The organism is Mesorhizobium prunaredense (assembly GCF_900156895.1).
In the GTDB taxonomy this organism is placed as follows: Bacteria; Pseudomonadota; Alphaproteobacteria; order Rhizobiales; family Rhizobiaceae; genus Mesorhizobium; species Mesorhizobium prunaredense.
Map to the genome: position 1 here is coordinate 19,035 of NZ_FTPD01000012.1, position 22,281 is coordinate 41,315.

A 22,281-nucleotide genomic window follows, 5' to 3' on the forward strand; every position below is an offset into this window, starting at 1 on the left:
GCGAAGATTTCGAAGTTGTCGGCTTCAGGCACCTCACCGCCAGGCAAGCTAATCTGACGCAGATTGGCGAGCTTGAATGCGGCTGGCTTGCCGAATGGGTGCTGGGCGAATGGACCCGGTGCCGACACGACGATTAATTCTCCCTCAATTGACGTAGACCAGCCCTTGCGGGTCGATCTCCGGCTTGCGGCCGGCGACCATATCGGCAAGGAATTTTCCGGAGCCGCAGGCCATGGTCCAGCCGACATGGCCGTGGCCGGTATCGAGGTAGAGATTGCTGTAGCGCGCCCGGCCGATGACCGGCACCGAGTTCGGCATCATCGGCCGCAGACCGGCCCAGAGCTCGGCCTTGTTCTCGTCGAAGGCGCCCGGGAAAAGCTCCTTGCCGGTCCTGAACATGGCGGCGAAATCGCTCGGCTTGTGGCTGCGGTCGAAACCGGTGAACTCGGCGGTCGAAGCAAGCCGCAGCCGGTTGCCGAGCCTGGAATAGCCGATGAGCTGGTCCTCGTCGGCGCCGCCCATGGTCGGACCCTTGCTCTCGTCCTCCAGCGGCACGGTCGCTGTATAGCCCTTGACCGGATAGACCGGCAGGTCGATGCCGTAGCGGCGACCGAGCAGGCCGCTCTCCGGGCCCATCGAGATGACGACGGCGTCGCCTGTTCTCGGGCCGGCCGAGGTCATCACCGCGCGCACCCGGTCGCCTTCGATGTCGAGGCCTTCGACCGTCGTGCCGTAGAGGAATTGGACGCCGAGTTTCTCGGCAGCATAGGCAGCCAGGTTTCGGGTGAACTGGCTGGAGTCGCCGGTCTGGTCGATCGGCGAATAGACGCCGCCGGCTATTCTGTCCCTGGCGTCGGCAAGGCCGGGCTCGAGCTCGACCAGCCGCTCGCGGCCGACGATCTCGATCGGCAGACCGTGCTCGGCGAGATAGCGGTAATTGTCGGTGCCGGTATCAAAACTCTTCTGCGAGCGGAAGAAATAGAGAATGCCCTTCTTGCGCTCGTCATAGTGAATGCCGGTGTCGGCCGAGATGGCGTTGATGCAGTCGCGCGAATAAAGCGCCAGGCGCAGCTTGATGTCGGTGTTGGCGCGCAAGCGGACTTGCGTGCATTGGCGCAGGAAGCGCAGGCTCCAGGCGAAGAAATAGGGATCGAAGCGCAGCCGCACCTTGATGCCGAGATCGTGGTTGTAGAGCGCGCGCAAAAACGTCTTCAGCGCAGCGGGCGAGGCCCAGGCGGTGGCGTCGCCGGGCGACACCAGACCCGCATTCGATTGGCTGGTGCCTCGCGCCGCCATCGGATGGCGCTCGATCACGGTCACCTCGTGGCCGTCGCTCGCCAGATAATAGGCCGCCGCCGTGCCGACGACGCCAGCGCCAAGGACCAATATCTTCATGCCGCCCCCAAAGGATCAGATACGGCCGAAACGCCTCCACGTTTCAGCCGGCAGCTCCTTCAATAGCGCTTCTACGCTCGATCTACGAGCCCACGGAGGAAAAACCGGGACTTCAGCTCCGCGCCGAATTCTTGCCGGTCAGAATACGCTCCCAGGCCAGCGCGTCGGCGACGATCTGGTCGAGGTCGTCGCGTTGCGGGGTCCAACCGAGCTCGCGGCGCGCCAGCTCCGAATTGGCGACCACCGCCGCCGCGTCGCCCGCACGGCGCTCGCCGATCCGCACGTCGAAATCATGGCCAAAAACGCGGCGCACGCTGTCGATCACCTCGAGCACCGAATAGCCATGGCTGTAGCCGCAATTGGCGACGAGGCTTGGTCCCCCGGCGCGCAGCCGTTGCAGCGCCAGCCGATGCGCCGCCGCCAGATCGCTGACGTGGATATAGTCGCGCATGCAAGTGCCGTCGGGCGTCGGATAGTCAGTGCCGAACACCTGCATGAAGGGACGCTTGCCGAGCGCCGTCTCGCAGGCGACCTTGATCAGATGCGTGGCGCCCGGCGTCGACTGGCCGGTGCGGCCCCTCGGATCGGCGCCGGCGACGTTGAAGTAGCGCAACGCCGTATAGCGCAAGCCGTGGGCGATTGCGGCGTCGCGCAGCATCCATTCGCTCATCAGCTTGGACAGGCCATAGGGCGATTCCGGTGCAAGGCGCGCATCCTCGCGCACCGGCTCCAGCCCGGCGCCGCCATAGACGGCGGCGGTCGAGGAAAAGATGAAATTGGGCACGCCTTCGCGCACCGCGGTCTCGATCAGCGTGCGCGTCTTGCAGGTGTTGTTCTCGTAATAGCCGAGCGGGTCGGCGACCGATTCGGGAACCACGATGGAGCCGGCAAAATGGATGATCGCATCGACATGATTGCCGCGGATGACCCCGCCGACCAGCTCCTTGTCGGCGACATCGCCGACGACAAGCTTTGCCTCCGGCGCCACCGCCCATTCGAAGCCGGTCGAAAGCCGGTCGAGGACGACAACGCTCTCGCCCGCGTCCAGCAGTTCCCAGACCATATGGCTGCCGATATAGCCGGCGCCGCCTGTCACCAAAACCGTCATCCGTGTCCTCGCTGTTCAAGATTTATCGGAAGCTGTCTCAACACCCGCCTTACTGGAAAGCCTGCCGCCAGGCCATTAGTCCATGTCCATCAGTGCCTGTGGTAACCAGTCTCATCGGCGCATGGCATCGTGCTGAAACAAAATTGATCCACATCAAGGGAATAGGCCATGATCCGTGGCCGTTAGGAACAGGCTTGGGGCGTGGCATTTTGACCAAAAAGGCCAAGTAGACGGCGAATAGGGCAATGATTATGATCCCACGCAAAAATTGGGAAGCCGAAATGAACTATCAGCGGTTCTTCGAAGACGCGATCGACCAGCTCCACGCCGAGCGTCGCTATCGCATCTTCGCCGACCTCGAGCGCATCGTGGGGAACTTTCCACGCGCCATCTGGCGCGCCAACGGCCGCGCCCAGGAAATCACCGTCTGGTGCTCCAACGACTATCTCGGCATGGGCCAGCATCCCGACGTCATCGCCGCGATGCAGAACGCCGCCGGCAAGATGGGATCCGGCGCCGGTGGCACCCGCAACATCTCCGGCACCAGCAATCCGCTGGTCGAGCTCGAACTGGAACTGGCCGACCTGCACGACAAGGAAGCCGCGCTCGTCTTTACCTCCGGCTTCGTCTCCAACGAAGCCTCGATCTCGACCATTGCGCGGCTGCTGCCCAACTGCCTGATCGTCTCGGACGAGTTGAACCACGCCTCGATGATCGAGGGCGTACGGCGTTCGGGCGCCGAGAAGAAGATCTTCCGCCACAACGACGTTGCGCATCTCGAAAGCCTGCTGCAGGCGGCGGGCCGCGAGCGCGCCAAGCTGATCGTCTTCGAGAGCGTCTATTCGATGGATGGCGACATCGCGCCGATCAAACAGATCGTCGAACTTGCCGAGCGCTACAACGCCATGACCTATATCGACGAGGTGCATGCCGTCGGCATGTACGGACCGCGCGGCGGCGGCATCACCGAGCGCGAAGGGCTGGCCGACCGTATCGACATCATCGAAGGCACGCTGGCCAAGGCGTTCGGCACGCTCGGCGGCTATATCACCGGCACAAGTGCGGTGATCGATGCCGTGCGCTCCTATGCGCCGGGCTTCATCTTCACCACGGCGCTGCCGCCGGCCATTGCCGCCGCGGCGACCACGTCGATCCGCCATCTCAAGCGCTCGCAGGCCGAACGCGCCGCGCAGCAGCGCCAGGCGACGCGGACCAAGCAGGTTCTTACCGCCGCCGGCCTGCCGGTGATGGACTCCGCTACCCACATCGTGCCGCTGCTCGTCGGCGATCCGGAACTCTGCAAGATGGCCAGCGACCGCCTGCTCGGCGTCCACGGCATCTACATCCAGCCGATCAACTACCCGACCGTGCCACGCGGCACCGAACGGCTGCGCATCACCCCGACGCCGTTCCATTCGGATCAATTGATCGCGGCGCTTCAGGACGCGCTGGTCGAGACCTGGGACGCCTTGGGCATCTCTTACGGTTCTGCGGGTCGGCCGGCGGTAAGGGAAAGCGACCGCGTCATTCCGCTGCTGGTGCCGAAGTCAGGCGGCTGAAGCCAACGCGGCTTCGCGGCAGATCACACACCCTTCATCCACTTCGCCAGCCGGTGCGCGGCCTCCTCGAGCTGGTCGAGGCGGCGGTGGAAGCATAGCCTGAGGAAGGCTTCGCCGCCGGGACCGAATGCGGTTCCTGGCGCCAGGCCGACATTGGCGCGTTCGACGATGTCGAAGGCGGCGGCGCGTGAATCGGTGATGCCGTCGACTGCGAAGAACAGATAGAACGCGCCCTGCGGCACGGTGAAGCGCGCCCTGCCGGTCGCCGCCAGGATGCCGCAGACCAGGTCACGCGCCGCCCTCGCCCGCTCCACCTGCTCGACGATGAAGGCGTCGCCTTCGTCGAGCGCGACGACGGCGCCGCGCTGCATGAACTGGGCAACGCCGGAGGTCGAATACTGGACCAGGTTCTCGAACACCTGCTGCAGGCAGGGATGGACCTTGATCCAGCCGACCCGCCAGCCGGTCATCGACCAGTTCTTGGAAAAACTGTTGACGAACAGGATGCGATCCTCGTCGGCCATGATGTCGATGAAGGACGGCGCGCGGCTGTCGCCGTAGTGGAACAGCGAATAGATCTCGTCGGCGATGATCCACAGCCCCCGTTCGCGGGCAAGGTCGAGGATCGCCTGCAGCGTCTCGCTGTCGGCGATCCAGCCGGTCGGGTTGGACGGCGAGTTGACGAACAGCGCCTTTGTCCTTGGCGTGATCGCCGCCTCGATCTTGCCGATGTCGCAGGACCAGCCATTGCCGGACTGGTCGAGCGTGACCGCGACCGGGACGGCGCCCGCCACGCCGGCGGCTGCGGCGAAGTTCGGCCAGGCCGGCGACAGATAGACGACCTCGTCCCCCTTCCCGGCGACGGCGTCGAGCGCCAGCTGGATGGCATGCATGCCCGAGCCGGTGACGATGAATTCTTGCTCGGCGAAGCTCTTGCCGAAATGCCTGACGTAATAGCGGGCGAGCGCCTGCCTCAGTTCGGGGATGCCTTTCTGCCAGGTATAGAAAGTCTCGCCGCCGGCCAGCGCCCGGGCTGCGGCATCGGTGATGAAGGCGGGCGTCGGCAGGTCGCCCTCGCCGGCCCAGAGCGGGATCATGCCGTCGCGGTCGCGGCCGCGGTTCATGACGGCGACAATGCCGCTTTCCGGCGCGGCACGGGCCTCGGCGCGCAAATTCTCGATCAGGGTCATGGATGGATCCGTTTTTCGCCTTCCGGACAGCTAGCGTGTTTTGCGACAGGCGAAAATAGAAAACCCCGGCCGAAATCGACCGGGGTTTTGGTCCAGAGATCTTGCCCCTGCGCTATTTCCTGGCGAGGAGATCGCGAATTTCGGTAAGCAGCGCAACATCGGCCGGCGGAGCGGCAGCAGGCGCAGCGGGCTTCTCACGCTCCAGCCGTCTGCGCAGATCGTTCACCGCCTTGACCATCAGGAAGATGATGAAGGCGAGGATGATGAAGTTCAGCGCCACGGTGATGAAACTGCCATAGGCGAAGACTGCACCCTGCCTCTTGGCTTCAGCCAGCGATGTGGCGTTGACCGCTGAGGACAAGGGCAGGAAATAATTGTTGAAGTCGAGCCCGCCGAAAATCGCCCCGATTATCGGCATGATGATGTCGTTGACCAGGGAATCGACGATCTTGCTGAAGGCAGCGCCGATGATGACACCGACGGCCAGGTCCATGACATTGCCCCGGGAAATGAATTCCTGGAATTCTTTCAGCATCCGACCCTCCTTGTTCTGACGGGCCAGGCCGCCGCCGCCCGCTTCGTTCGGCCCACAGTTACAATAGCAAAAACCTGCGGTTGCAGCATCGGCAAAAGACCGGTTCCGGCCAAAATTTCCCAAAGCCGCAGCCATCCTGCGCCGAAAGCCGCGATGGACTTGATCGCCAAGCTGTGATTGCGTCTCAGCAGGCCGGATGCAAAAACCGGCAAGGGAGGATTTTGGGGCCGTGCAGGGCTGGTTCATCGTCATCATCGCGATCGCCTATGTGACGTTGCTGTTCGTCATCGCCAGCCTCGGCGACCAACGCTCGACGACATCCGGGCCTGACCGGGCCCGGCCCTTCATCTATGCGCTCAGCCTGGCGATCTACTGCACCTCCTGGACCTTCTTCGGCTCGGTCGGCCTTTCGTCCGAGCGCGGCCTCGAATTCCTCGGCATCTATATCGGCCCGGTGCTGGTGTTCGTGTTCGGCTTTCCGCTGCTTCGGCGCATCGTCAGGCTTGCCAAGACAGAGAAGATCACCTCGATCGCCGACTTCCTCGGCGCCCGCTACGGCAAGAGCTTTGCCGTAGCAGCGATCGCCACGCTGATCGCGACGATCGGCGCGGTGCCGTATATGGCGCTGCAGTTGAAGGCGATTTCCGGCTCGGTCAGCCTGATGGTCGAGCATTATACCGGCTCGCCGCCTTCCTTCGATCCTTTCGTCAGCGACATCTCGCTGGTCGTCGCCATGCTGCTTGCGCTGTTTGCGGTGCTGTTCGGCACGCGCCATGCCGACGCCACCGAGCACCAGGATGGGCTGGTGCTGGCGGTAGCGGTGGAAACCGTCGTCAAGCTCGCCGCCTTCCTGGCGATCGGCCTGATGGTCACCTTCCTGATCTTCGGCGGCCCGGGCGATATGGTCGACAAGCTCGCCGAGAATTCGCAAGTTCAGCGAGCGATGAGCTACAGCACCTCGCTCGCAACCTGGCTGGTGCTGACGTGTCTGAGCGGTTTCGCCATCATCATGCTGCCGCGCCAGTTCTATGTCACCATTGTCGAGAACCGCAGCGAGGCCGAACTGCGCACCGCGACGTGGGTGTTTCCGCTCTATCTGGTGGCGATCAACCTCTTCGTGCTGCCAATCGCGCTCGCCGGCCTGGCGCTGGTCGGCACCAGGACCAGCAGCGACCTCTATGTCCTGTCGCTGCCGCTGCTCAGCGGTCACGATGTGTTGGCCATGGCGGCGTTCATCGGCGGCCTGTCGGCGGCGACCGCGATGGTGATCGTCGAAAGCGTCGCGCTGTCGATCATGATCTCCAACGATCTCGTCATTCCACTGTTTGTACGTCGCCTGCTCAAGACCACGACATCGGAGAACGAGGACTGGTCAGCGCTCATCCTCAACGTGCGACGGGCGGCGATCTTCATCATGCTGTTCATCGCCTTCCTCTACTATCGCGAGAGCACCGACAGCGCGCGGCTCTCCTCGATCGGCCTGATGTCCTTCGCCGCGATCGCCCAGTTCGCGCCGGCCTTGATCGGCGGACTGATCTGGCGCGGCGCCAATGGCAGGGGGGCGGCGCTCGGCATGGTCGCCGGCATCGTCGTCTGGAGCTATACGCTGCTGCTTCCTTCGCTCGCCGCGTCCGATACCGGCATCGTCGTCCACGGCCTGTTCGGTTTCGAAGCGTTGCGGCCGCAAGCGCTGTTCGGCACCGTCGCCGAGCCGCTGAACCACGGTGTCCTGTGGAGCCTGTCGGTCAACACGCTGTTCTTCGTGCTAGGCTCGCTGTCGCGCGCGTCGGTGCCGCTGGAGCGCATCCAGGCGTCGATTTTCGTGCCGCGCGAGGCGAGCCCGATGCCGAGCCTGCGCCGCTTCCGCACCACCGTCACCGTCAACGACCTCAAGGACACCATCGCGCGCTATCTCGGCGTCGAACGCACTGAACGGTCGTTTCAGTCGTTCGAAAAGAGCAACGGCGCTTCGCTGCACGGCAACGAGCAGGCCAGCATGGACGTCATCCGTTTCTCCGAGCAGCTTCTGGCAAGTGCCGTCGGCTCCTCTTCGGCGCGGCTGATCCTCTCGCTGCTGCTGCGCCGCAACGATCGAGAGGCGAAGGACGCTTTTCGCCTGCTCGATGACGCCACCGAAGCGCTGCAGCACAACCGCGACCTGCTGCAGATCGCGCTCGACCAGATGGAACAAGGCATCACCGTCTTCGACAGTGATTTCCGGCTGATCTGCTGGAACCGCCAATATCGCGCGCTGTTCGACCTGCCCGACGAGATGGGCCAGGTCGGCGTCTCGCTCGACCGCATCCTGCGCCACCTTGCCGAGCGTGGGGACATTCCGGCCGACCAGCGGGTAGCGATGCTCAACCGCCTCACCAGTTTCGTCAGCCCCTGGCAGATGGAGTTGAAGACCAGCGGCCGCATCCTGGAATTGCGCTCCAACCCGATGCCGGATGGCGGCATCGTCGCCACCTATGCCGACATTTCCGGGCGCGTCGAGCAGGACCTGGCGCTGAAGCGCGCCAATGAAACGCTCGAACAGCGCGTCAAGAACCGCACCGTCGAACTGACCCGCGTCAACGAGGAGCTGGCACAGGCGCAGATGCTGGCCGAGGAGGCCAATCTCGGCAAGACCCGCTTCCTCGCTGCCGCCGGCCATGACATCCTGCAACCGCTGAACGCTGCTCGTCTCTATTGCTCGTCGCTGATCGAAAAGGCCGGCAAGGGAGTTGCGGGCAAGGCCGCGATCAACATCGAATCCTCGCTGGAATCGGTCGAGACCATTCTCGGCGCGGTCCTCGACATTTCCCGTCTCGACGCCGGCGCGATGAAACCGGACGACACGGCCTTCAGCCTGGACGGACTGCTGCGCCAGATCGGCAACGATTTTCAGCCGCTTGCCGCCGAGAAGAAACTCAGCCTGACGATCATGCCATCGTCGCTCAGCGTGACGACTGACCGCAATCTGTTGCGCCGCCTGATCCAGAACCTCGTATCCAATGCTATCAAATACACCCGCCATGGCCGCATCCTGGTCGGCGTGCGGCGGCGCGGCGAACTGGCCGAGATACAGGTGATCGACACCGGCATCGGCATTGCCGCCGACAAGCTGAACACGGTCTTTCACGAATTCACCCGGCTCGATGAGGGCGCCCGTGAAGCCGAAGGCCTTGGGCTCGGCCTTTCGATCGTAGACCGCATCGCTCGCGTCTTGCGCCTTGAACTTCAGATTTTTTCAAGCCCGGGCAAGGGCACGCGCTTTTCCGTCGTCCTGCCGGTCGCGGCAGTGCAGGAGCCGCGGCGCGAGATCGAGGCCAAGGCGCCGGTCCGCACTGCTGCTTCGCTTGCGGGGCTGCGCGTGCTCTGCATCGACAACGACGCCCGCATCCTCGACGGCATGCGGCTGCTGCTCGAAGGCTGGGGCTGCAGCGTCGACACGTTTGCCGGCTCGAGGGATTTCGAGGGGTCCGGCATGCGTCGACCCGATATCGTGCTTGCCGACTATCATCTCGACGGCGAGACCGGCCTTGACGCGATCGCCAAACTGCGCGCTATCCATGGCCATGACATGCCGGCGGTGCTGGTCACCGCCGACCGCTCGGGCGAGGTGCGCGCCAGCGCCGGCAGGCTCGACGTGCCGGTGATCAACAAGCCGCTCAAACCAGCGGTGCTGCGCTCGATGATGGCGAGGGTCAGACCGCTGGCGTCGGCGGCGGAGTAAAGCCGGAGGGTCAGCCGGCCGCCGCCAGCGGGTCGCTGCCGATCTTGGACAGCAGGATCACCGCCTGGGTGCGGCTGTCGACGCCAAGCTTCTGCAGAATGGCCGAGACATGCGCCTTGATCGTCGCTTCGGAGACACCGAGCTCGTAGGCGATCTGCTTGTTGAGCAGACCTTCGGCCAGCATGCCGAGCACACGCGTCTGCTGCGGCGTCAGCGTCTGCAGCCGCTTGATCAGATCGGATATCTCGGGATCGCGCTCGACGCCGAGATCGATGCCGGTGGGCGCAGCGATGTCGCCGGCAAGCACTGACTGCACAGCGCTGCGGATCTCCTCCATGCTGGCCGATTTGGAGATGAAACCGGAAGCGCCGAGGTCGAGCGCGCGCCGGATGGTCACCGGGTCGTCATGCGCCGACACCACCACAAGCGGCACCGTCGGATGGATGCCGCGCAGCGAGATCAGGCCGGAAAGGCCGCTAGCGCCCGGCATCGACAGGTCGAGCAGCACCAGATCGACGTCCTCATTGGCCACGACCAGCGCCTTGGCGCTTTCGAAATCGCCGGCCTCGTGAATGCCGGCGACGTCGCCGATGCCGGCAAGCGCCTCTCTCAGCGCGCCGCGAAAAAGCGGATGATCGTCAGCGATGACGAAAGTGTAGCCCGACGGCACAAGTCCCTCCCCGAATCCCATTGATGATTGTCTGCTTCTTACGGGATCAGTCGAACGATTATGCGGCGATATCAGCCGTTTTCAAGCGGCAAAGGCTATGTGCCGGGTTTCCCCGGTGAACGGTGCTCAGGTTTTTTGCAGATTGGGCTTGGCGCCATCCTCGGCGCTGTCCTTTTCCATGTCCTTGACGATGCCCATGAAGCCGCGCAGGAAGCGCTCCATGTAGCTCATCGTCTTGTTGAAATCCTCCTCGCTGGGCAATGTCGACTCAAAGCGGGCGGCAAGCGAGTTCTCGAGCTTGACGACGCGCTGATCGAGCGCCTTCACCGAACTTTGCAGCCGGTCGATCTCGTCCTGGAAGGCGGCGCGTTCATCGGCCGCCATCCTGCAGACGAGCTGGCCGGAACGCTCCTCGCAGATCGACATCGCACCGGTCTGCGTGTCCATGCGGACATAGCCGGTGGCCGACTTTTCCAACCGGTAGCGGTCGGCTTCCTCGGAAAATGCTGATGCCGCGACGAGCGAGACTAGGGCTGCGGGAATCAAGACGTGCTGCGGACGCATGTTGTCCTCCATGGGCCAGTAAGCGCAATATTATCGCATGTTTGCGCCGGAAATGGGGAAGAACCCTGGCCTTTACCTTGACGCAGGTTCCTGTCGGAAAACCGTGTGACACTTTTCCGGAACCTGCTTGCCTCTTCCCCGTAAGATTGGTTGGGACTATAGCGCAACCATGTCTCAGATTATCTACAAGATAGTACCTGAACCGCTGTGGCGCGAGGCCGAAAGAAGTCGCCGCTTCACCGGCGCGCCGATCGATGTCGCCGACGGCTTCATTCATTTTTCCACCGCTGGCCAGGCCAAGGAAACCGCGGCAAAACACTTTACCGGGCAGACCGGGCTGCTGCTGGTCGCCGTCGATGGATCCAGACTGGGTGATGCGCTAAAATACGAGGTCTCGCGCGGTGGTGCGCTGTTCCCGCATCTTTACGGCCCGCTCGACCTCAACGCAGTCGTCTGGGTGCAACCATTGCCGCTCGGCACCGATGGCCTGCATCAATTCCCGACGCTGGAGGCCGAATGAGCGTGCTAGACCGGCTCGGCCAAAAATTCCTGTTCGCATTCGATCCGGAAGCAGCCCACGGCCTGTCGATCGCGGCGCTGAAATGCGGGCTGCCGATAGGCGCGAGACCGGTGCGCGACGACAGGCTGAAAGTCCGCGTCTGCGACATCGATTTCCCCAATCCGCTCGGCATGGCCGCCGGCTACGACAAGAACGCCGAGGTTCCCGATGCGCTGCTTGGCCTTGGCTTCGGCTTTGCCGAGATCGGCACGATCACGCCGCTGCCGCAGGTCGGCAACCCGAAGCCGCGCATTTTCCGGCTGACGTCCGACGAAGCGGTGATCAACCGGCTGGGCTTCAACAACGAGGGTCACGCGGCCGCCGAACAACGGCTTGCCGCCCGCAAGGGCCGCGCCGGCATCGTCGGCGTCAATATCGGCGCCAACAAGGACAGCACCGACCGCGTCGGTGACTATGAACGCGGCGTTGCCAGGTTTGCGCCCTACGCCAGCTATCTGACGGTCAACATCTCCTCGCCGAACACGCCGGGCCTGCGCAACATGCAGGCGCGTGAACAGCTTGGCGAGTTGCTGTCGCGCGTCATGGCCGCACGTGCGGCAGCGGCCGCGCAGCCGCCCATCTTCCTGAAGATCGCGCCGGACCTGGTCGAGGCCGAACTGGAGGATATCGCCGCCGAGGTCAGCGAGAAGCAAATGGACGGGCTCATCGTCTCCAACACCACGATTACGCGGCCGCGGCTGCGTAGCGCCGGGCTGGCCGGCGAGGCCGGCGGGCTTTCCGGAAAACCGTTGTTCGAACGCTCGACGATCGTGCTGGCAAAGATGCGCAAATTGCTTGGCCCGGACCCCGCCATCATCGGCGTCGGCGGCGTCGATTCCGCGGAGACGGCACTTGAAAAGATCCGCGCCGGCGCCGATCTCGTCCAGCTCTACACCGGCATGATCTATGCCGGGCCTGCACTGCCCGGCCGCATTCTTGCCGGTATGGCCCGGTTCGCGGACATGCAACGGCTCAAATCACTGCGCGAGTTGCGCGATAGCAGCCTCGAGCGATGGACGTCGAAGCCGCTCTAACCCGGCGAAGGACCTGCCGTTGGTCGTTTCCGACACCTGATCCAGGATCCGCTCCCCATTGCGGCTTGATCGAACAGCCGATGTGGCCCAGTTTCCGGACGCCTCGTACCACTCATCCAACCACAGCCAACCGAAACCCGCCGCTGGCGCAGCTGCCGCTCATGCCCCTGCAGATCGTTCATCATCCCGACTATGACGCCGGCTTCGCCGTCAACGATCGCTTCCCGATGAGCAAATACAAGCTGCTGATGGAAGCCTTGGGCACGCGCGGACTGGCCGGCCACGCCGCGCTCAACATGCCCGAGCCGGCCCCGGCATCATGGCTGAAGCTTGCCCATGCCGCCGGCTATGTCGACCAGGTGCTGGCCTGCGGAGTGCCGGAGAAGATCGAGCGCGAGATCGGCTTTCCGGTGAGCCCGCGCGTCTCGCTCAGGGCGCAGCTCGCAACGGGTGGCACCGTGCTGGCGGCGCGGCTGGCGTTGCTGAACGGCATCGCCTGCAATACCGCCGGCGGCAGCCATCATGCGCGGCGCGCGCAAGGCGCCGGCTTCTGCACCTTCAACGATGTTGCGGTGGCTTCACTGGTGCTGCTTGCCGAAGCAGCCGCCGGCAATATCCTGATCGTCGATCTCGACGTGCATCAGGGCGACGGCACGGCCGACATTTTGGGCGATGAACGGCGCGTTTTCACCTTTTCCATGCATGGCGACCGCAACTATCCGACGCGCAAGATCGCTTCCGACCTCGACATCGCCCTGCCCGACGGCACCGGCGATGCGGCCTATCTCGAAAGGTTGGGCGGCATCCTGCCGGAACTCACCGCCAGGGCGCGCTGGGACATCGTTTTCTACAATGCCGGGGTCGACGTTCATGCCGAGGACCGGCTTGGCAGGTTGTCGCTGTCGAACGACGGGCTGCGTGCCCGCGACGACATGATGATCCGTCATTTCCGCGCGCTCGGCATCCCGGTCTGCGGCGTTATCGGCGGCGGCTATTCGACTGACGTGGCGGCTCTGGCCGCGCGCCATGCCATCCTGTTCGAAACGGCCTCAGGCTTCGCCTAACGGCTTTTTTGCTACGCCGACCTTCGGGCTCGGGGTCATGTTCTACTTTCGATAGTTGGCGATCCTGAGCAGGATGAAGGCCGGAATGACGATCGCCGCGCCCAGCAGGATGTAGCCGAGGAAACGGTCAATGGCGCGGAAGCCCAGGTTCCAGAGATCGATGAAGACATTGCGGATGCCGTAGAGCACATCCATCGGCGACCAGCCGAACGCGTTCATGACAAGGCCGACGAGGAACGATAGCACCAGCAGCTTCAGGAGCACCCGGAGCGGCGTGTCGCCGAGAAAGCGCGTCAGTGCGGACAAGGCGTGTCTCCAGATTCGGTTGCCCCGATTCGGTTGCCTCGATTCGGTCACAGCTCCAGAAATACGCACTTGGCCGCCCGGCATCAAGGTGATCGCTCAGTTGCTCCGGTCGGCGCTTTGTCGAATTGTGCTCTTGACACTTATGTTGCAGTGCAGCAAAACTGAACGACAGAGGGTAACCAGTTGATATCGAACTGCCAGACTCATCGCCCGGCCATGGACGGATGCTGCCTCACCCTGACTTGCGAACACATGGCTTCTTGGAACACAGGGCTTCTTGAATGAGATACAGGCGCGATATCGATGGTCTTCGGGCCGTTGCGGTACTGCCGGTTGTGCTCTTCCATTTCGGCATCTCGGCGATTCCAGGCGGCTTTACCGGCGTCGATATCTTCTTCGTCATATCTGGTTACCTGATCACCGGAAGCCTTCTGGACGACCTCGAACGCGGCCAGTTTTCGATCGTCAGCTTCTACTGGCGCCGCGCCCGGCGCATCCTGCCGGCGCTGATCTTTGTCACGCTTCTCACCTGTATTGCGGCCTTGTTCATTCTTCTGCCGTCGGATCTGCATGAATTCAGTCTCAGCGTCGTAGCGGCTTCGACTTTCTGGTCGAATATCTATTTCTGGAAAACGTCAAATTACTTCTCGATCGATGCCGAGCTCCGACCGCTGTTGCACACGTGGTCGCTTTCGGTCGAGGAGCAGTACTATATCTTTGCCCCGATCCTGATGTTCCTGATCTACCGCTATTTTGGCAAACGCTGGCTGACGATACTCCTGCCGATCATCCTCGGCAGCTTCGTGCTGGCGGTCATGGCGACGTGGCTGGCGCCAAACGCGGGATTCTACCTGCTGCCGACACGGATCTGGGAGCTCATGCTGGGCGCCGTGCTTATGCTGAAACGCCCCCCGCCCTTGAGCAGCCGGTTTCTTATGGAACTGCTCGGGTTGGTCGGATTTGGCCTTCTTGCCATCGGGTTCTTCATGATCTCGGAGAGCGACCCGTTCCCGGGCTACAACGCTTTGTATCCTTGCGTCGGAACGGTCCTGCTTATCTATGTTGGCCAAAACAGCCCCTCGACGATCGTTACCCGCCTGCTCGAAGTCCGACCACTGGTCTGGATCGGCCTCATCTCCTATTCGCTATATCTTGTCCACTGGCCGATCAATGCGTTCGCGCACTATCTCTCACTAGAAGAACTCGACCCGTCGATGACCGTTGCATTGACAGCAGCAAGCTTCGCGCTGGCTGCGTTTTCCTGGAAGTACGTCGAGCAGCCGTTTCGGCAGAAAAGGAGCTTCACCGCCCCGGCGCCCATCTTCGCCTTTTCAGCGGGCGCAATCGCTGTTCTTTGCCTTGGCGGGGCGGCCGGGGCGCTCGGCAACGGCTTTCCGCAACGCTTTCCAGACTATGTCCAACAGCGGATTCCTGTCGGGGACTGGGGCAATGGCACCTGTTTCAACGAGGGCTTCAGCCGGATCGAAAACTGGAATATCGAGGATTGCACGCGCACACGCGGCTTCCCTACAACCGTTTTGTTGTGGGGTGACTCGTTCGCCGCCCACTATGTTCCAGGCCTGGACGCCAACATAAATCAGCTACAGGCCAACATCGTCGAATATACTTACGCGGGCTGTCCCCCAATTCTCTCCTACTTCTCCTATGGACGCCCAGATTGCATGCGGTTCAATCAGCAAGCCCTGAAGATCATCCAGGACGCTGGCATCAAGACGGTTGTGCTCAGCGGTCGGTGGACCGATTATGAGGCCAGGAGTTTCGACGGTCTCCAGCAAACGATCGATACGCTTCGTGGCCTGGGCGTGCGTGTGTTTGTCATCGGCCAGTCTCCACAGTTCATAACCGACGTTCGGAAAATCGCGTTCTTCGCAAAACGGGAAAACCTGGATGATACGTCCTGGCCAATGGCCATGGATCCCGACATCAACAACCGTGTGCGCGCATTTACCAAAGGCGCCACCTTTATCGATCCGCTGAATTTCCTCTGTAGTGCAGGACGCTGCTCCTACGCCGACGCAGGCCAGTTCCTCTATTTCGACTACGGCCATTTTTCTACCATCGGGGCCACGCTGGCGATTTCGAAATACTGGCCGGCCTTTGCCACAGACGATACCCTTGCCACGGCGGAATAACAGTCGGGCGGCTGGCAACGAGTGCACGCTTAACGATTGCCCGAACGCCGGCTTGCGTGGTAACGAGGCTGCTGCGCGGGTATGATGTAATGGTAGCCTGTCAGCTTCCCAAGCTGAACGCGCGGGTTCGATTCCCGCTACCCGCTCCAGCTTGCGCCATAAGGCTTTGCGCCTGATTTGGCAAGTGCCGAAACCAGCGGTTTTACAGGCAGTTTTACAGCTCATGTTCTCTGTCTGGCCTCGCCGATGCCGACCTTGTTCCACGGGCGGCGCCGGCACCTCACATGGCCCACATAAGCCGGTCCAGCTGGGTCGCCTATGTCATCGGAACAGAACATAACGTGATTCTAATATGAGGCGGCAACAAAAGACGCTGATCCGCGTTGCGTTTGATCTGAAGGCCAGCCAGGGAGGAACAAAAATGGCCGACGACAAGAGCAATAGAGGTCCTGGCGACGGAAACCGCGTCGCGCACGACCAAGACTATGAGTTCCGCTATTTCGCTACCAAGTTCGGCCTCTCAATACCGCAGATCCGCGAGCTTTTTGGCAAACACGGCACTGATCGCGAGACCCTGTATCGGGAGGCTCGGAAGCTCGGAAACGCCGTGACCACACAAGAGCGGATCTCGAACGACGACCGGACTTTTCACAACCAGGGCCGCCCATGACCGGCAATCGACATAGCGAAGATGTCGAACATGAGAGCGACCATATTTATGCGTATCCCACAGGCGGCCAAGTCGTAGATGCTCGGGACCTTCGGTACGTCAACTGGCACGAGCCGCTGGAACTCGATGCCTGACCTGCTGAAAAGGCACCGCGATGTTCGGCAAAGACCTCCTGGTTCGCATGCTCGACCGCCGCGACACCCTGCCGCCAGACGAGATCGCGCTCATTGAGGCTCTTCCGGTCCGGCCGGTAACTTTCGGACCCGATGAGGAGATCGTCAGGGAGGGTTCCCGCCCCACCGAAAGCTGCCTTGTCGCGAATGGGTTCGCAGTTCGAAACCAGGCTACTCGGGAAGGAAAGCGTCAAATAACGGCAATTCACGTGCCGGGAGACTTTGTCGATCTGCATAGTTTACTGCTGAAAGTGATGGATCACAGCGTGAGCGCCCTGGGTTCGTGCGAAGTCGTTTTCATTCGACACAAAGACCTCCTTACAGCAATCGGTGGAAGTCCACATCTCACCCGGATGCTCTGGCTTTCGACGACTATCGACGCCTCGATCCAAAGGACTTGGATAACCTGCCTTGGGCGTCGCTCCGCCAAACAGCATCTCGCACATATAATTTGCGAGTTGTATGTCCGGTTAGAATTGGTCGGATTGGCCTCTGACCAGACGTTCGCTATTCCACTGACGCAAGCGGAATTGGGCGACGTGCTTGGTCTGTCTGTAGTTCACGTGAATCGGACGCTGCAGGAGCTTCGAGCGAAGGACCTGGTTATCTGGAAAGACCGGAGGATTGTTATCCTTGATTTCCAGCGATTGGCCATACTGGCCGACTTTGATGCGACTTACCTAAATCTCTTCCATGAACCGCGGTGACCGTCCTCGGCCAAGACGCGTCGGCGCACTGATGCGGCATCAAGATTTCTCGTCAACTAAACAATGTGAATGAGCCCTCGCTCCGGATTGATTACGGCTGGGTTCAATTGGCACAGTTGACGTCAAGGAAGGATTGCGCATGCGTGAACTCGAAAATCTCATCGAGCATTATGTAAATAGTCGGAGGCGGCGCCATAGTTTCATATCGACGGGGCTCGCCGTTAAGGCGCTCAAACAGATCGTACCGGCATGTTCGGTCTCGGATTCCGACCTGGCGGACATGATCGCCAATCGGGCAATAGACTACAACCTTCCGGTGAGCTTTGACCTTAATGAGAGCTAGGCGTGGCGCCTCATTATGCTAGCCCGACCCTGAGCCTTTGAGGTCTGGTGCACCGAGGCGCGGACCAGGCTCTGCATGTCGGCCCAGGCCCGCTTCTTGACACACGACGCGTGCGAAGTTCCCAGAGACTTCACCCGGCTCAGCAATTGGTTAGCGACTGCTATTTTAGCTGGAAGTGATGGAACATGTTTGCCCCCGGCAAGTTCGTTAGGCAATGGAGGAGATTGCCGCCATGAACAATGTCATTTATCTCATCGGTCTTGTCGTCGTCGTGCTTGCGATCCTCTCCTTCCTCGGGTTCCATTAGGAGATACCATGCAGGGCCAAGACGATCAGGGCCGTAAGCCGGCCGATTTCGAAACAGCCAGAAGCGAACTGTCCGAACGGTTGCAGCAGGAAACGCAGACCGCGACAGAGGCGCTACACGACGCTCGCGACGAACTCGCCAGGAAGGCGGGCGACTACGCTGCTGAAGCGAAGCAGGCGTTATTCGACAAGGCCGAGGGAACACAGCGCGATATCAGTTCCAACCTAAAGGCCTTTAGCGGAGCCTTGCGAGCAGCAAGCGAGCATCTGGCCAATAATGATCAACGGACCGCTTCGAAGTTCACCCTCGACGCCGCCGGCTCGCTTGAACGCCTTTCATCTTCGTTGAAGGACAAACCATTCGAAGACGTTCTTGGCGAGATGCGGTCGTTCGGCCGCGAAAACTCAGGGGCGCTGATAGCCGGCTCAGTATTGGCAGGCTTGGCGCTGGGGCGGTTTATCAAGAGCTCGCCGCCATCTGCCCGCACCGAAGCACAGCGTCGATCGGGACGGCCTTCCGGCACGATTTCGAACTCGGATAAGTCCGCCACGCGATTGGCAGAGGCACCTGACACGCCGCCGCCCCGCTTCAATCAGCCCAGAGACGACAGGGGAGACGACAGGGCGGGCGATGACTTGGCCGGTGGCGACTGGGCCGGCGAAAGCCTGGAGCGGGAGCCATGACCAACAACCAGGAAAGTCGCGGCCTCGCAACCCTCGTCAGCGATCTGGCACAGCAGGTCACAGCCCTGCTTCAAACCGAAAGCAGGCTGTTGCGGGCCGAGATGTCGGAAAAAATCAGCAAGGCCGGCGCAGGCGCCGCCGAGGTTCTGGCCGGCGCCATATGCCTTCTCGCGGCCTTGATGGTGCTTTTGCAAGCCCTCGTAATCGCCCTGGCGAGTGCCGGCCTGGGAGCGGGATGGTCCTCGCTGCTGGTCGGGATCGTCGTCGCGGCACTGGGGATCATTCTCTTGCGCTCTGGCACGAAAAGCATGGCTCCTTCCGAGCTGACGCCCGATCGCACACAAGACCAACTGAAGCGCGATGCACGCGTGATCAAGGATCAAATGAGATGAGCGACAAATCCGCAGCCGAGCTTGAACGCGATGCCGACATCGCCCGGGCCAAAGTAGCAGACACCGCCGAATCGATCCGCAGCAAGATGACACCGGGTCAATTGATCGATGAATTTACCGGAATGTTTTCCGGCGGCGAGGGGTCTGCCATGCTTGGCAACCTCAAGTCGCAAGTCAGGGACAACCCGTTGCCGCTGACGTTGATTGGAGCCGGTCTGGCGTGGCTGATGCTCGGCAACGGCACGTCGGCAACCAACTCAGCTGCCGCCGCTTATCGGAAAGGCTTGGCTCGTGACGCGTTTTCCGACCCGCGCAGCGATGAGGATTTCAGCCAGGGCAGCGAAGCGTCCGGAATCGGGGCGATGCTCGCGGATACCGCCGGTTCGGTTGCATCGGCAGCAAGCGGCGCGGCCGAAGCTGCGGCAAACGCTGCAACAGGCGCCAAGGAGAGGATGACAAACACCGCCGGCCAGCTCGGCTCAAGCGCCAGCGATATAGCGGCTCGGACGCGCCAATCGGCACAAGACCTCTTCGAGCGCGAACCGCTGGCTATCGCCGCAGTCGGTCTCGCGCTGGGCACTGCCATCGGGATGATGCTGCCCCACACAGCCACAGAGGATGAGCAACTTGGCGCCTACCGCGACAAAATTCGCGACAGTGCGGAGGAGGTTTTCGAAACGGGCCTGGAGCAAGCAAAGCAAGTTGCCGCCGAGACCTACGAAACGGTCAAGGAAGAGGCCGACCGGCAAGGCTCGGGTGGAGATGCCGAGACGCTGGCAGGCAAGGTCGGCAAGGTTGTCGAATCGGCGGCAAAGCGAACCGAGGAAGCCATTCGCGATCGTTTGCCGGGGTCGTCGGACGGGTCTTCCACCACGTCGTAGCTCGCCACCGACCTGTAGGCCAGGTCCAGGTGGCTGGCCAGTCCGCTTTGCTACGGAGCAAGCTCGTCGACGGCGCGGGCGATCTCGTCCTTGAACTCGACTTTCGTGCCCGGGTGCACCATGGAGCCGAGATCTTCGACATCCCAATTGGTCAATCGGATGCAGCCATGCGAGAAGGTCGTGCCGATCTTGCCAGGTTCGGGCGTTCCGTGGATGCCGTAGCTTTCGATGGAGAGATCGATCCAGACCGATCCCACGGGATTGTTCGGCCCGGCAGCGATGGTGAAGGGACGCTTGGTCTTGACTCCCTTGAAGGCAAAATCCGGATCGTAGTGATAGGTCGGGTTGCGCACCACGCGCTTGACCTCCGCCATGCCGCTTGGCGCCGGGTTTTCATCGCTGCCGATCGAGGCGGGGTAGACTGCGAGCCATTTGCCGGAAGGGTCGAGCACGCGCACCAGGCGAGCGCCCTTGTCGACCTCGATGCGGGCTACGGCCGCGGGAGGATCGCCGCGGCCAACATCAGGCACGATCAAGGTCTTGCCGGGCCTCCTGAAGCCGACGCCCGGATTGAGCATCCTGAGCAACTTTTCGCTGACATGGAAGCGCTCCGCCAGCTTCTCCACCGCGTTGCGATAGGCGAGCCGCCGCAGACGGGCCATCCTCTCCATGCGAGCCGGAATACGCCTGGTGAAAGGTCCGCGCAAATCCTTGCGCGTCACCTCATAGGTGACCAGCACCGGGTCGGCGGAAGTCGCCGTGAGCTTGCTCCAGGTCTGAGGAGTGAGCTTGCCATCGGATGGCAGCGTTCGCCTGCTGAAAGGCGCCAACTGCCTTGGCAAAGTTCTCTGACAGGCGACCGTCGATCAGCCCCGGCGAGAAGCGGGCGCGATCCAAAAGAATCTGGCCTTGAGCACCGTTGGATCGACATCCTTTGGTTCGCCAGCGGTGAATTGAGCCTGATTGACGGTGGCTAAATCCAGCTTGGCCGAACACGCCGCATGCCAAGGCAAGCATCGCGGCCAAGACGAGGAGAAGCCTGATCATCGATAGCCTCCCTGGGACCCGCAACGGGAGCCCGCTTCTATGACGCGGCACGGCCCTGTGTGGTTCCTTCGCTCGAGCGATATTGTGAATTGAAGCGACATGGCCGAAGAGCCGTGCCGCGTGACTAGAATCGCCTGGAGGCCATACGGAACAGCTGCGATCGCTATAGAACGAAGTGCTTGGCCGGCGAGGTGCTCAAAGGCATGCCAAGCTGCTGGCCAATCAGTGGATCAGCTTCAGGATCAAAGCCCGCGCAAAGCACCTTAGGCGCGGAAAATCTTCAGCACGCGTCCTCCAGGATTTTTGGGACGAGGACTCGCCGCGTAGCGCGGTCAGTTCGGCGACGAAATTAACGGAAGCATCGCTGTCCCCACGAGCCGTTCGCTCCGTCCAGAGGATGTTGCATAATCGCAACAAATTGCAACCCTGTGGTGAAAACGCGAAAAACAGCCTGTATTTCTTCATGGGTTTTGCGCATGAAAATCATCGAGTGGGCTTGGAGAACATTTTCATGAAACGATTCTTGGTAACTGCATCGATCTTGGCCGCGTCTGTGAGTTTCGCCTCTGCCGCTGATGTTATGGCGGTAGCTGAACCGCCGGCCGGATTTGTGTGGTCTGGCGGATATGTGGGCGTTCAGGCGGGCTATGCCTGGGGCGACGCTGACGATGACTTTCCCCCATCGCCGGTAGCAGAAATCGACGGCGATATTGATGGCGGTCTTGTCGGTATCTACGGCGGTTGGAATTGGCAATTCAATCAGGTCGTAGCCGGCATTGAGGCAGATGTGAACTATAGCGGCATTGAGGGCACATCGACTAACGTCTTTGACTTTAGCGCGACCACGGAACTCAACTGGAATGGTGCGGCTCGTGGCCGTCTCGGATATGCGTTCGACCAAATTTTGATCTACGCTGCCGGCGGCGTGGCGTTCGGGGATATCGACGTCGACCTGTTTGACGGCGGGGGAACGTTTGCAACCGCCAGTGAGACGAAAGTCGGTTGGACGGTTGGTGCCGGCGCCGATGTTGCGTTCAGTGCCAATCTGATTGGACGTGCAGAGTACAGGTATACGGACTATGGCGAGGTGGACTACACTGAGCCCGGCGGTGATGGTTCAATAGATGTCGATACTCACACCGTTGCCCTAGGGCTTGCGTACAAGTTCTAGTATTTGGCATCCAAATCTCTAACAGCCCCGCTCCGGCGGGGTTTTTGTTTGC

The 22,281-nt window shown here is 61.7% G+C and carries 22 protein-coding genes and 1 tRNA gene; 14 read left to right on the forward strand and 9 right to left on the reverse strand.

The window, feature by feature from the left end:
- Positions 1 to 144: 144 nt before the first annotated feature.
- Both BQ8794_RS10720 and galE read right to left on the reverse strand, forming a co-directional pair.
- Positions 145 to 1,395: a D-amino acid dehydrogenase gene (locus tag BQ8794_RS10720; RefSeq protein WP_077376705.1), complete on the reverse strand. Its 1,251-nt coding sequence runs from the start codon at positions 1,393 to 1,395 to the stop codon at positions 145 to 147.
- Positions 1,396 to 1,507: 112 nt separating this feature from the next.
- Positions 1,508 to 2,503 (reverse strand): UDP-glucose 4-epimerase GalE, encoded by a 996-nt coding sequence (galE, locus tag BQ8794_RS10725; RefSeq protein ID WP_077376708.1) that lies wholly within the window; start codon positions 2,501 to 2,503, stop codon positions 1,508 to 1,510.
- 281 nt (positions 2,504 to 2,784) lie between these two features.
- On the opposite strand from galE, the gene hemA reads away from it, so the two are divergent.
- Positions 2,785 to 4,062: a 5-aminolevulinate synthase gene (hemA, locus tag BQ8794_RS10730; protein ID WP_077376755.1), complete on the forward strand. Its 1,278-nt coding sequence runs from the start codon at positions 2,785 to 2,787 to the stop codon at positions 4,060 to 4,062.
- A gap of 23 nt (positions 4,063 to 4,085) precedes the next feature.
- On the opposite strand, the gene BQ8794_RS10735 is transcribed toward hemA, so the two are convergent.
- Both BQ8794_RS10735 and mscL read right to left on the reverse strand, forming a co-directional pair.
- Positions 4,086 to 5,252, reverse strand: coding sequence for a pyridoxal phosphate-dependent aminotransferase (locus BQ8794_RS10735; RefSeq protein ID WP_077376711.1), 1,167 nt, complete (start codon positions 5,250 to 5,252; stop codon positions 4,086 to 4,088).
- Between the two features lie 112 nt (positions 5,253 to 5,364).
- Entirely contained in the window at positions 5,365 to 5,787 is a 423-nt protein-coding gene (mscL, locus tag BQ8794_RS10740) for a large conductance mechanosensitive channel protein MscL (RefSeq protein WP_077376758.1), read from the reverse strand.
- Between the two features lie 229 nt (positions 5,788 to 6,016).
- Between mscL and BQ8794_RS10745 the strand changes: the two genes are divergently transcribed.
- Complete coding sequence (locus BQ8794_RS10745; RefSeq protein ID WP_077376761.1) at positions 6,017 to 9,505, forward strand: hybrid sensor histidine kinase/response regulator; 3,489 nt, start codon at positions 6,017 to 6,019, stop codon at positions 9,503 to 9,505.
- A 10-nt stretch (positions 9,506 to 9,515) separates the two neighbouring features.
- Here BQ8794_RS10745 and BQ8794_RS10750 read toward each other — a convergent pair whose 3' ends face one another.
- Together BQ8794_RS10750 and BQ8794_RS10755 are read right to left on the reverse strand one after the other, a co-directional pair.
- Positions 9,516 to 10,175: a response regulator transcription factor gene (locus BQ8794_RS10750; protein ID WP_023803301.1), complete on the reverse strand. Its 660-nt coding sequence runs from the start codon at positions 10,173 to 10,175 to the stop codon at positions 9,516 to 9,518.
- A 126-nt stretch (positions 10,176 to 10,301) separates the two neighbouring features.
- Entirely contained in the window at positions 10,302 to 10,739 is a 438-nt protein-coding gene (locus BQ8794_RS10755; RefSeq protein ID WP_077376764.1) for a hypothetical protein, read from the reverse strand.
- 169 nt (positions 10,740 to 10,908) lie between these two features.
- Between BQ8794_RS10755 and BQ8794_RS10760 the strand changes: the two genes are divergently transcribed.
- The 3 genes from BQ8794_RS10760 (at position 10,909) to BQ8794_RS10770 (ending at position 13,396) form a co-directional block, all read left to right on the forward strand.
- Positions 10,909 to 11,259 (forward strand): DUF952 domain-containing protein, encoded by a 351-nt coding sequence (locus BQ8794_RS10760; protein ID WP_077376714.1) that lies wholly within the window; start codon positions 10,909 to 10,911, stop codon positions 11,257 to 11,259.
- Positions 11,256 to 12,332: a quinone-dependent dihydroorotate dehydrogenase gene (locus BQ8794_RS10765; protein WP_077376716.1), complete on the forward strand. Its 1,077-nt coding sequence runs from the start codon at positions 11,256 to 11,258 to the stop codon at positions 12,330 to 12,332. The genes BQ8794_RS10760 and BQ8794_RS10765 overlap by 4 nt, the downstream gene beginning before the upstream one ends.
- 161 nt (positions 12,333 to 12,493) lie before the next feature.
- Positions 12,494 to 13,396, forward strand: coding sequence for a histone deacetylase family protein (locus BQ8794_RS10770; RefSeq protein ID WP_077376767.1), 903 nt, complete (start codon positions 12,494 to 12,496; stop codon positions 13,394 to 13,396).
- Positions 13,397 to 13,438: 42 nt separating this feature from the next.
- Here the strand turns inward: BQ8794_RS10770 and BQ8794_RS10775 are convergent, their stop codons facing one another.
- Positions 13,439 to 13,702 carry a DUF6460 domain-containing protein gene (locus tag BQ8794_RS10775; RefSeq protein WP_077376719.1) on the reverse strand — a complete coding sequence of 88 codons (264 nt, stop codon included), beginning with the start codon at positions 13,700 to 13,702 and terminating at the stop codon, positions 13,439 to 13,441.
- A gap of 281 nt (positions 13,703 to 13,983) precedes the next feature.
- Between BQ8794_RS10775 and BQ8794_RS10780 the strand changes: the two genes are divergently transcribed.
- From BQ8794_RS10780 to BQ8794_RS10815, 8 genes are all read left to right on the forward strand, one after another.
- Positions 13,984 to 15,855: an acyltransferase family protein gene (locus BQ8794_RS10780; protein ID WP_077376723.1), complete on the forward strand. Its 1,872-nt coding sequence runs from the start codon at positions 13,984 to 13,986 to the stop codon at positions 15,853 to 15,855.
- Between the two features lie 75 nt (positions 15,856 to 15,930).
- Positions 15,931 to 16,004: transfer RNA gene (locus BQ8794_RS10785), tRNA-Gly, on the forward strand.
- 272 nt (positions 16,005 to 16,276) lie between these two features.
- Positions 16,277 to 16,525 (forward strand): DUF3606 domain-containing protein, encoded by a 249-nt coding sequence (locus BQ8794_RS10790; protein WP_077376769.1) that lies wholly within the window; start codon positions 16,277 to 16,279, stop codon positions 16,523 to 16,525.
- A 154-nt stretch (positions 16,526 to 16,679) separates the two neighbouring features.
- Positions 16,680 to 17,405, forward strand: a complete 726-nt coding sequence (locus BQ8794_RS10795) for a Crp/Fnr family transcriptional regulator (protein WP_077376726.1) — start codon at positions 16,680 to 16,682, stop codon at positions 17,403 to 17,405.
- Between the two features lie 139 nt (positions 17,406 to 17,544).
- On the forward strand, positions 17,545 to 17,748 hold the full coding sequence (locus BQ8794_RS10800) for a hypothetical protein (RefSeq protein ID WP_077376729.1): 204 nt from the start codon (positions 17,545 to 17,547) through the stop codon (positions 17,746 to 17,748).
- A 315-nt stretch (positions 17,749 to 18,063) separates the two neighbouring features.
- The gene (locus tag BQ8794_RS10805; RefSeq protein WP_174654413.1) at positions 18,064 to 18,738 is read left to right on the forward strand and encodes a hypothetical protein; all 675 of its coding nucleotides are present in this window, start codon (positions 18,064 to 18,066) and stop codon (positions 18,736 to 18,738) included.
- On the forward strand, positions 18,735 to 19,130 hold the full coding sequence (locus BQ8794_RS10810) for a phage holin family protein (RefSeq protein WP_077376732.1): 396 nt from the start codon (positions 18,735 to 18,737) through the stop codon (positions 19,128 to 19,130). The genes BQ8794_RS10805 and BQ8794_RS10810 overlap by 4 nt, the downstream gene beginning before the upstream one ends.
- Positions 19,127 to 20,011, forward strand: coding sequence for a hypothetical protein (locus BQ8794_RS10815; RefSeq protein ID WP_077376735.1), 885 nt, complete (start codon positions 19,127 to 19,129; stop codon positions 20,009 to 20,011). Before BQ8794_RS10810 ends, BQ8794_RS10815 begins: the two co-directional genes overlap by 4 nt.
- Positions 20,012 to 20,061: 50 nt before the next feature.
- Here BQ8794_RS10815 and BQ8794_RS35585 read toward each other — a convergent pair whose 3' ends face one another.
- Together BQ8794_RS35585 and BQ8794_RS35590 are read right to left on the reverse strand one after the other, a co-directional pair.
- Positions 20,062 to 20,751 carry a L,D-transpeptidase gene (locus tag BQ8794_RS35585; protein ID WP_244554913.1) on the reverse strand — a complete coding sequence of 230 codons (690 nt, stop codon included), beginning with the start codon at positions 20,749 to 20,751 and terminating at the stop codon, positions 20,062 to 20,064.
- A complete protein-coding gene (locus tag BQ8794_RS35590; protein ID WP_167378703.1) occupies positions 20,735 to 21,058 on the reverse strand; it encodes a peptidoglycan-binding domain-containing protein in 324 nt (107 codons plus the stop codon). Before BQ8794_RS35590 ends, BQ8794_RS35585 begins: the two co-directional genes overlap by 17 nt.
- Positions 21,059 to 21,455: 397 nt before the next feature.
- Between BQ8794_RS35590 and BQ8794_RS10825 the strand changes: the two genes are divergently transcribed.
- Complete coding sequence (locus tag BQ8794_RS10825) at positions 21,456 to 22,229, forward strand: outer membrane protein (protein WP_077376738.1); 774 nt, start codon at positions 21,456 to 21,458, stop codon at positions 22,227 to 22,229.
- The last annotated feature ends 52 nt before the right edge of the window (positions 22,230 to 22,281 follow it).

What these genes read in the sequence shown, in the direction of transcription:
- BQ8794_RS10795 (WP_077376726.1), top strand. Translation starts at nt 16,680, where the DNA reads ATGTTCGGCAAAGACCTCCTGGTTCGCATGCTCGACCGCCGCGACACC.
- BQ8794_RS35590 (WP_167378703.1), bottom strand. Translation starts at nt 21,058, where the DNA reads ATGATCAGGCTTCTCCTCGTCTTGGCCGCGATGCTTGCCTTGGCATGC.
- BQ8794_RS10825 (WP_077376738.1), top strand. Translation starts at nt 21,456, where the DNA reads ATGTTGCATAATCGCAACAAATTGCAACCCTGTGGTGAAAACGCGAAA.
- BQ8794_RS10735 (WP_077376711.1), bottom strand. Translation starts at nt 5,252, where the DNA reads ATGACCCTGATCGAGAATTTGCGCGCCGAGGCCCGTGCCGCGCCGGAA.
- BQ8794_RS10765 (WP_077376716.1), top strand. Translation starts at nt 11,256, where the DNA reads ATGAGCGTGCTAGACCGGCTCGGCCAAAAATTCCTGTTCGCATTCGAT.
- BQ8794_RS10815 (WP_077376735.1), top strand. Translation starts at nt 19,127, where the DNA reads ATGAGCGACAAATCCGCAGCCGAGCTTGAACGCGATGCCGACATCGCC.
- BQ8794_RS10790 (WP_077376769.1), top strand. Translation starts at nt 16,277, where the DNA reads ATGGCCGACGACAAGAGCAATAGAGGTCCTGGCGACGGAAACCGCGTC.
- hemA (WP_077376755.1), top strand. Translation starts at nt 2,785, where the DNA reads ATGAACTATCAGCGGTTCTTCGAAGACGCGATCGACCAGCTCCACGCC.
- BQ8794_RS10720 (WP_077376705.1), bottom strand. Translation starts at nt 1,395, where the DNA reads ATGAAGATATTGGTCCTTGGCGCTGGCGTCGTCGGCACGGCGGCGGCC.
- BQ8794_RS10770 (WP_077376767.1), top strand. Translation starts at nt 12,494, where the DNA reads ATGCCCCTGCAGATCGTTCATCATCCCGACTATGACGCCGGCTTCGCC.
- BQ8794_RS10800 (WP_077376729.1), top strand. Translation starts at nt 17,545, where the DNA reads ATGCGTGAACTCGAAAATCTCATCGAGCATTATGTAAATAGTCGGAGG.
- BQ8794_RS10810 (WP_077376732.1), top strand. Translation starts at nt 18,735, where the DNA reads ATGACCAACAACCAGGAAAGTCGCGGCCTCGCAACCCTCGTCAGCGAT.
- BQ8794_RS10805 (WP_174654413.1), top strand. Translation starts at nt 18,064, where the DNA reads ATGCAGGGCCAAGACGATCAGGGCCGTAAGCCGGCCGATTTCGAAACA.
- BQ8794_RS10755 (WP_077376764.1), bottom strand. Translation starts at nt 10,739, where the DNA reads ATGCGTCCGCAGCACGTCTTGATTCCCGCAGCCCTAGTCTCGCTCGTC.
- BQ8794_RS10780 (WP_077376723.1), top strand. Translation starts at nt 13,984, where the DNA reads ATGAGATACAGGCGCGATATCGATGGTCTTCGGGCCGTTGCGGTACTG.
- mscL (WP_077376758.1), bottom strand. Translation starts at nt 5,787, where the DNA reads ATGCTGAAAGAATTCCAGGAATTCATTTCCCGGGGCAATGTCATGGAC.
- galE (WP_077376708.1), bottom strand. Translation starts at nt 2,503, where the DNA reads ATGACGGTTTTGGTGACAGGCGGCGCCGGCTATATCGGCAGCCATATG.
- BQ8794_RS10760 (WP_077376714.1), top strand. Translation starts at nt 10,909, where the DNA reads ATGTCTCAGATTATCTACAAGATAGTACCTGAACCGCTGTGGCGCGAG.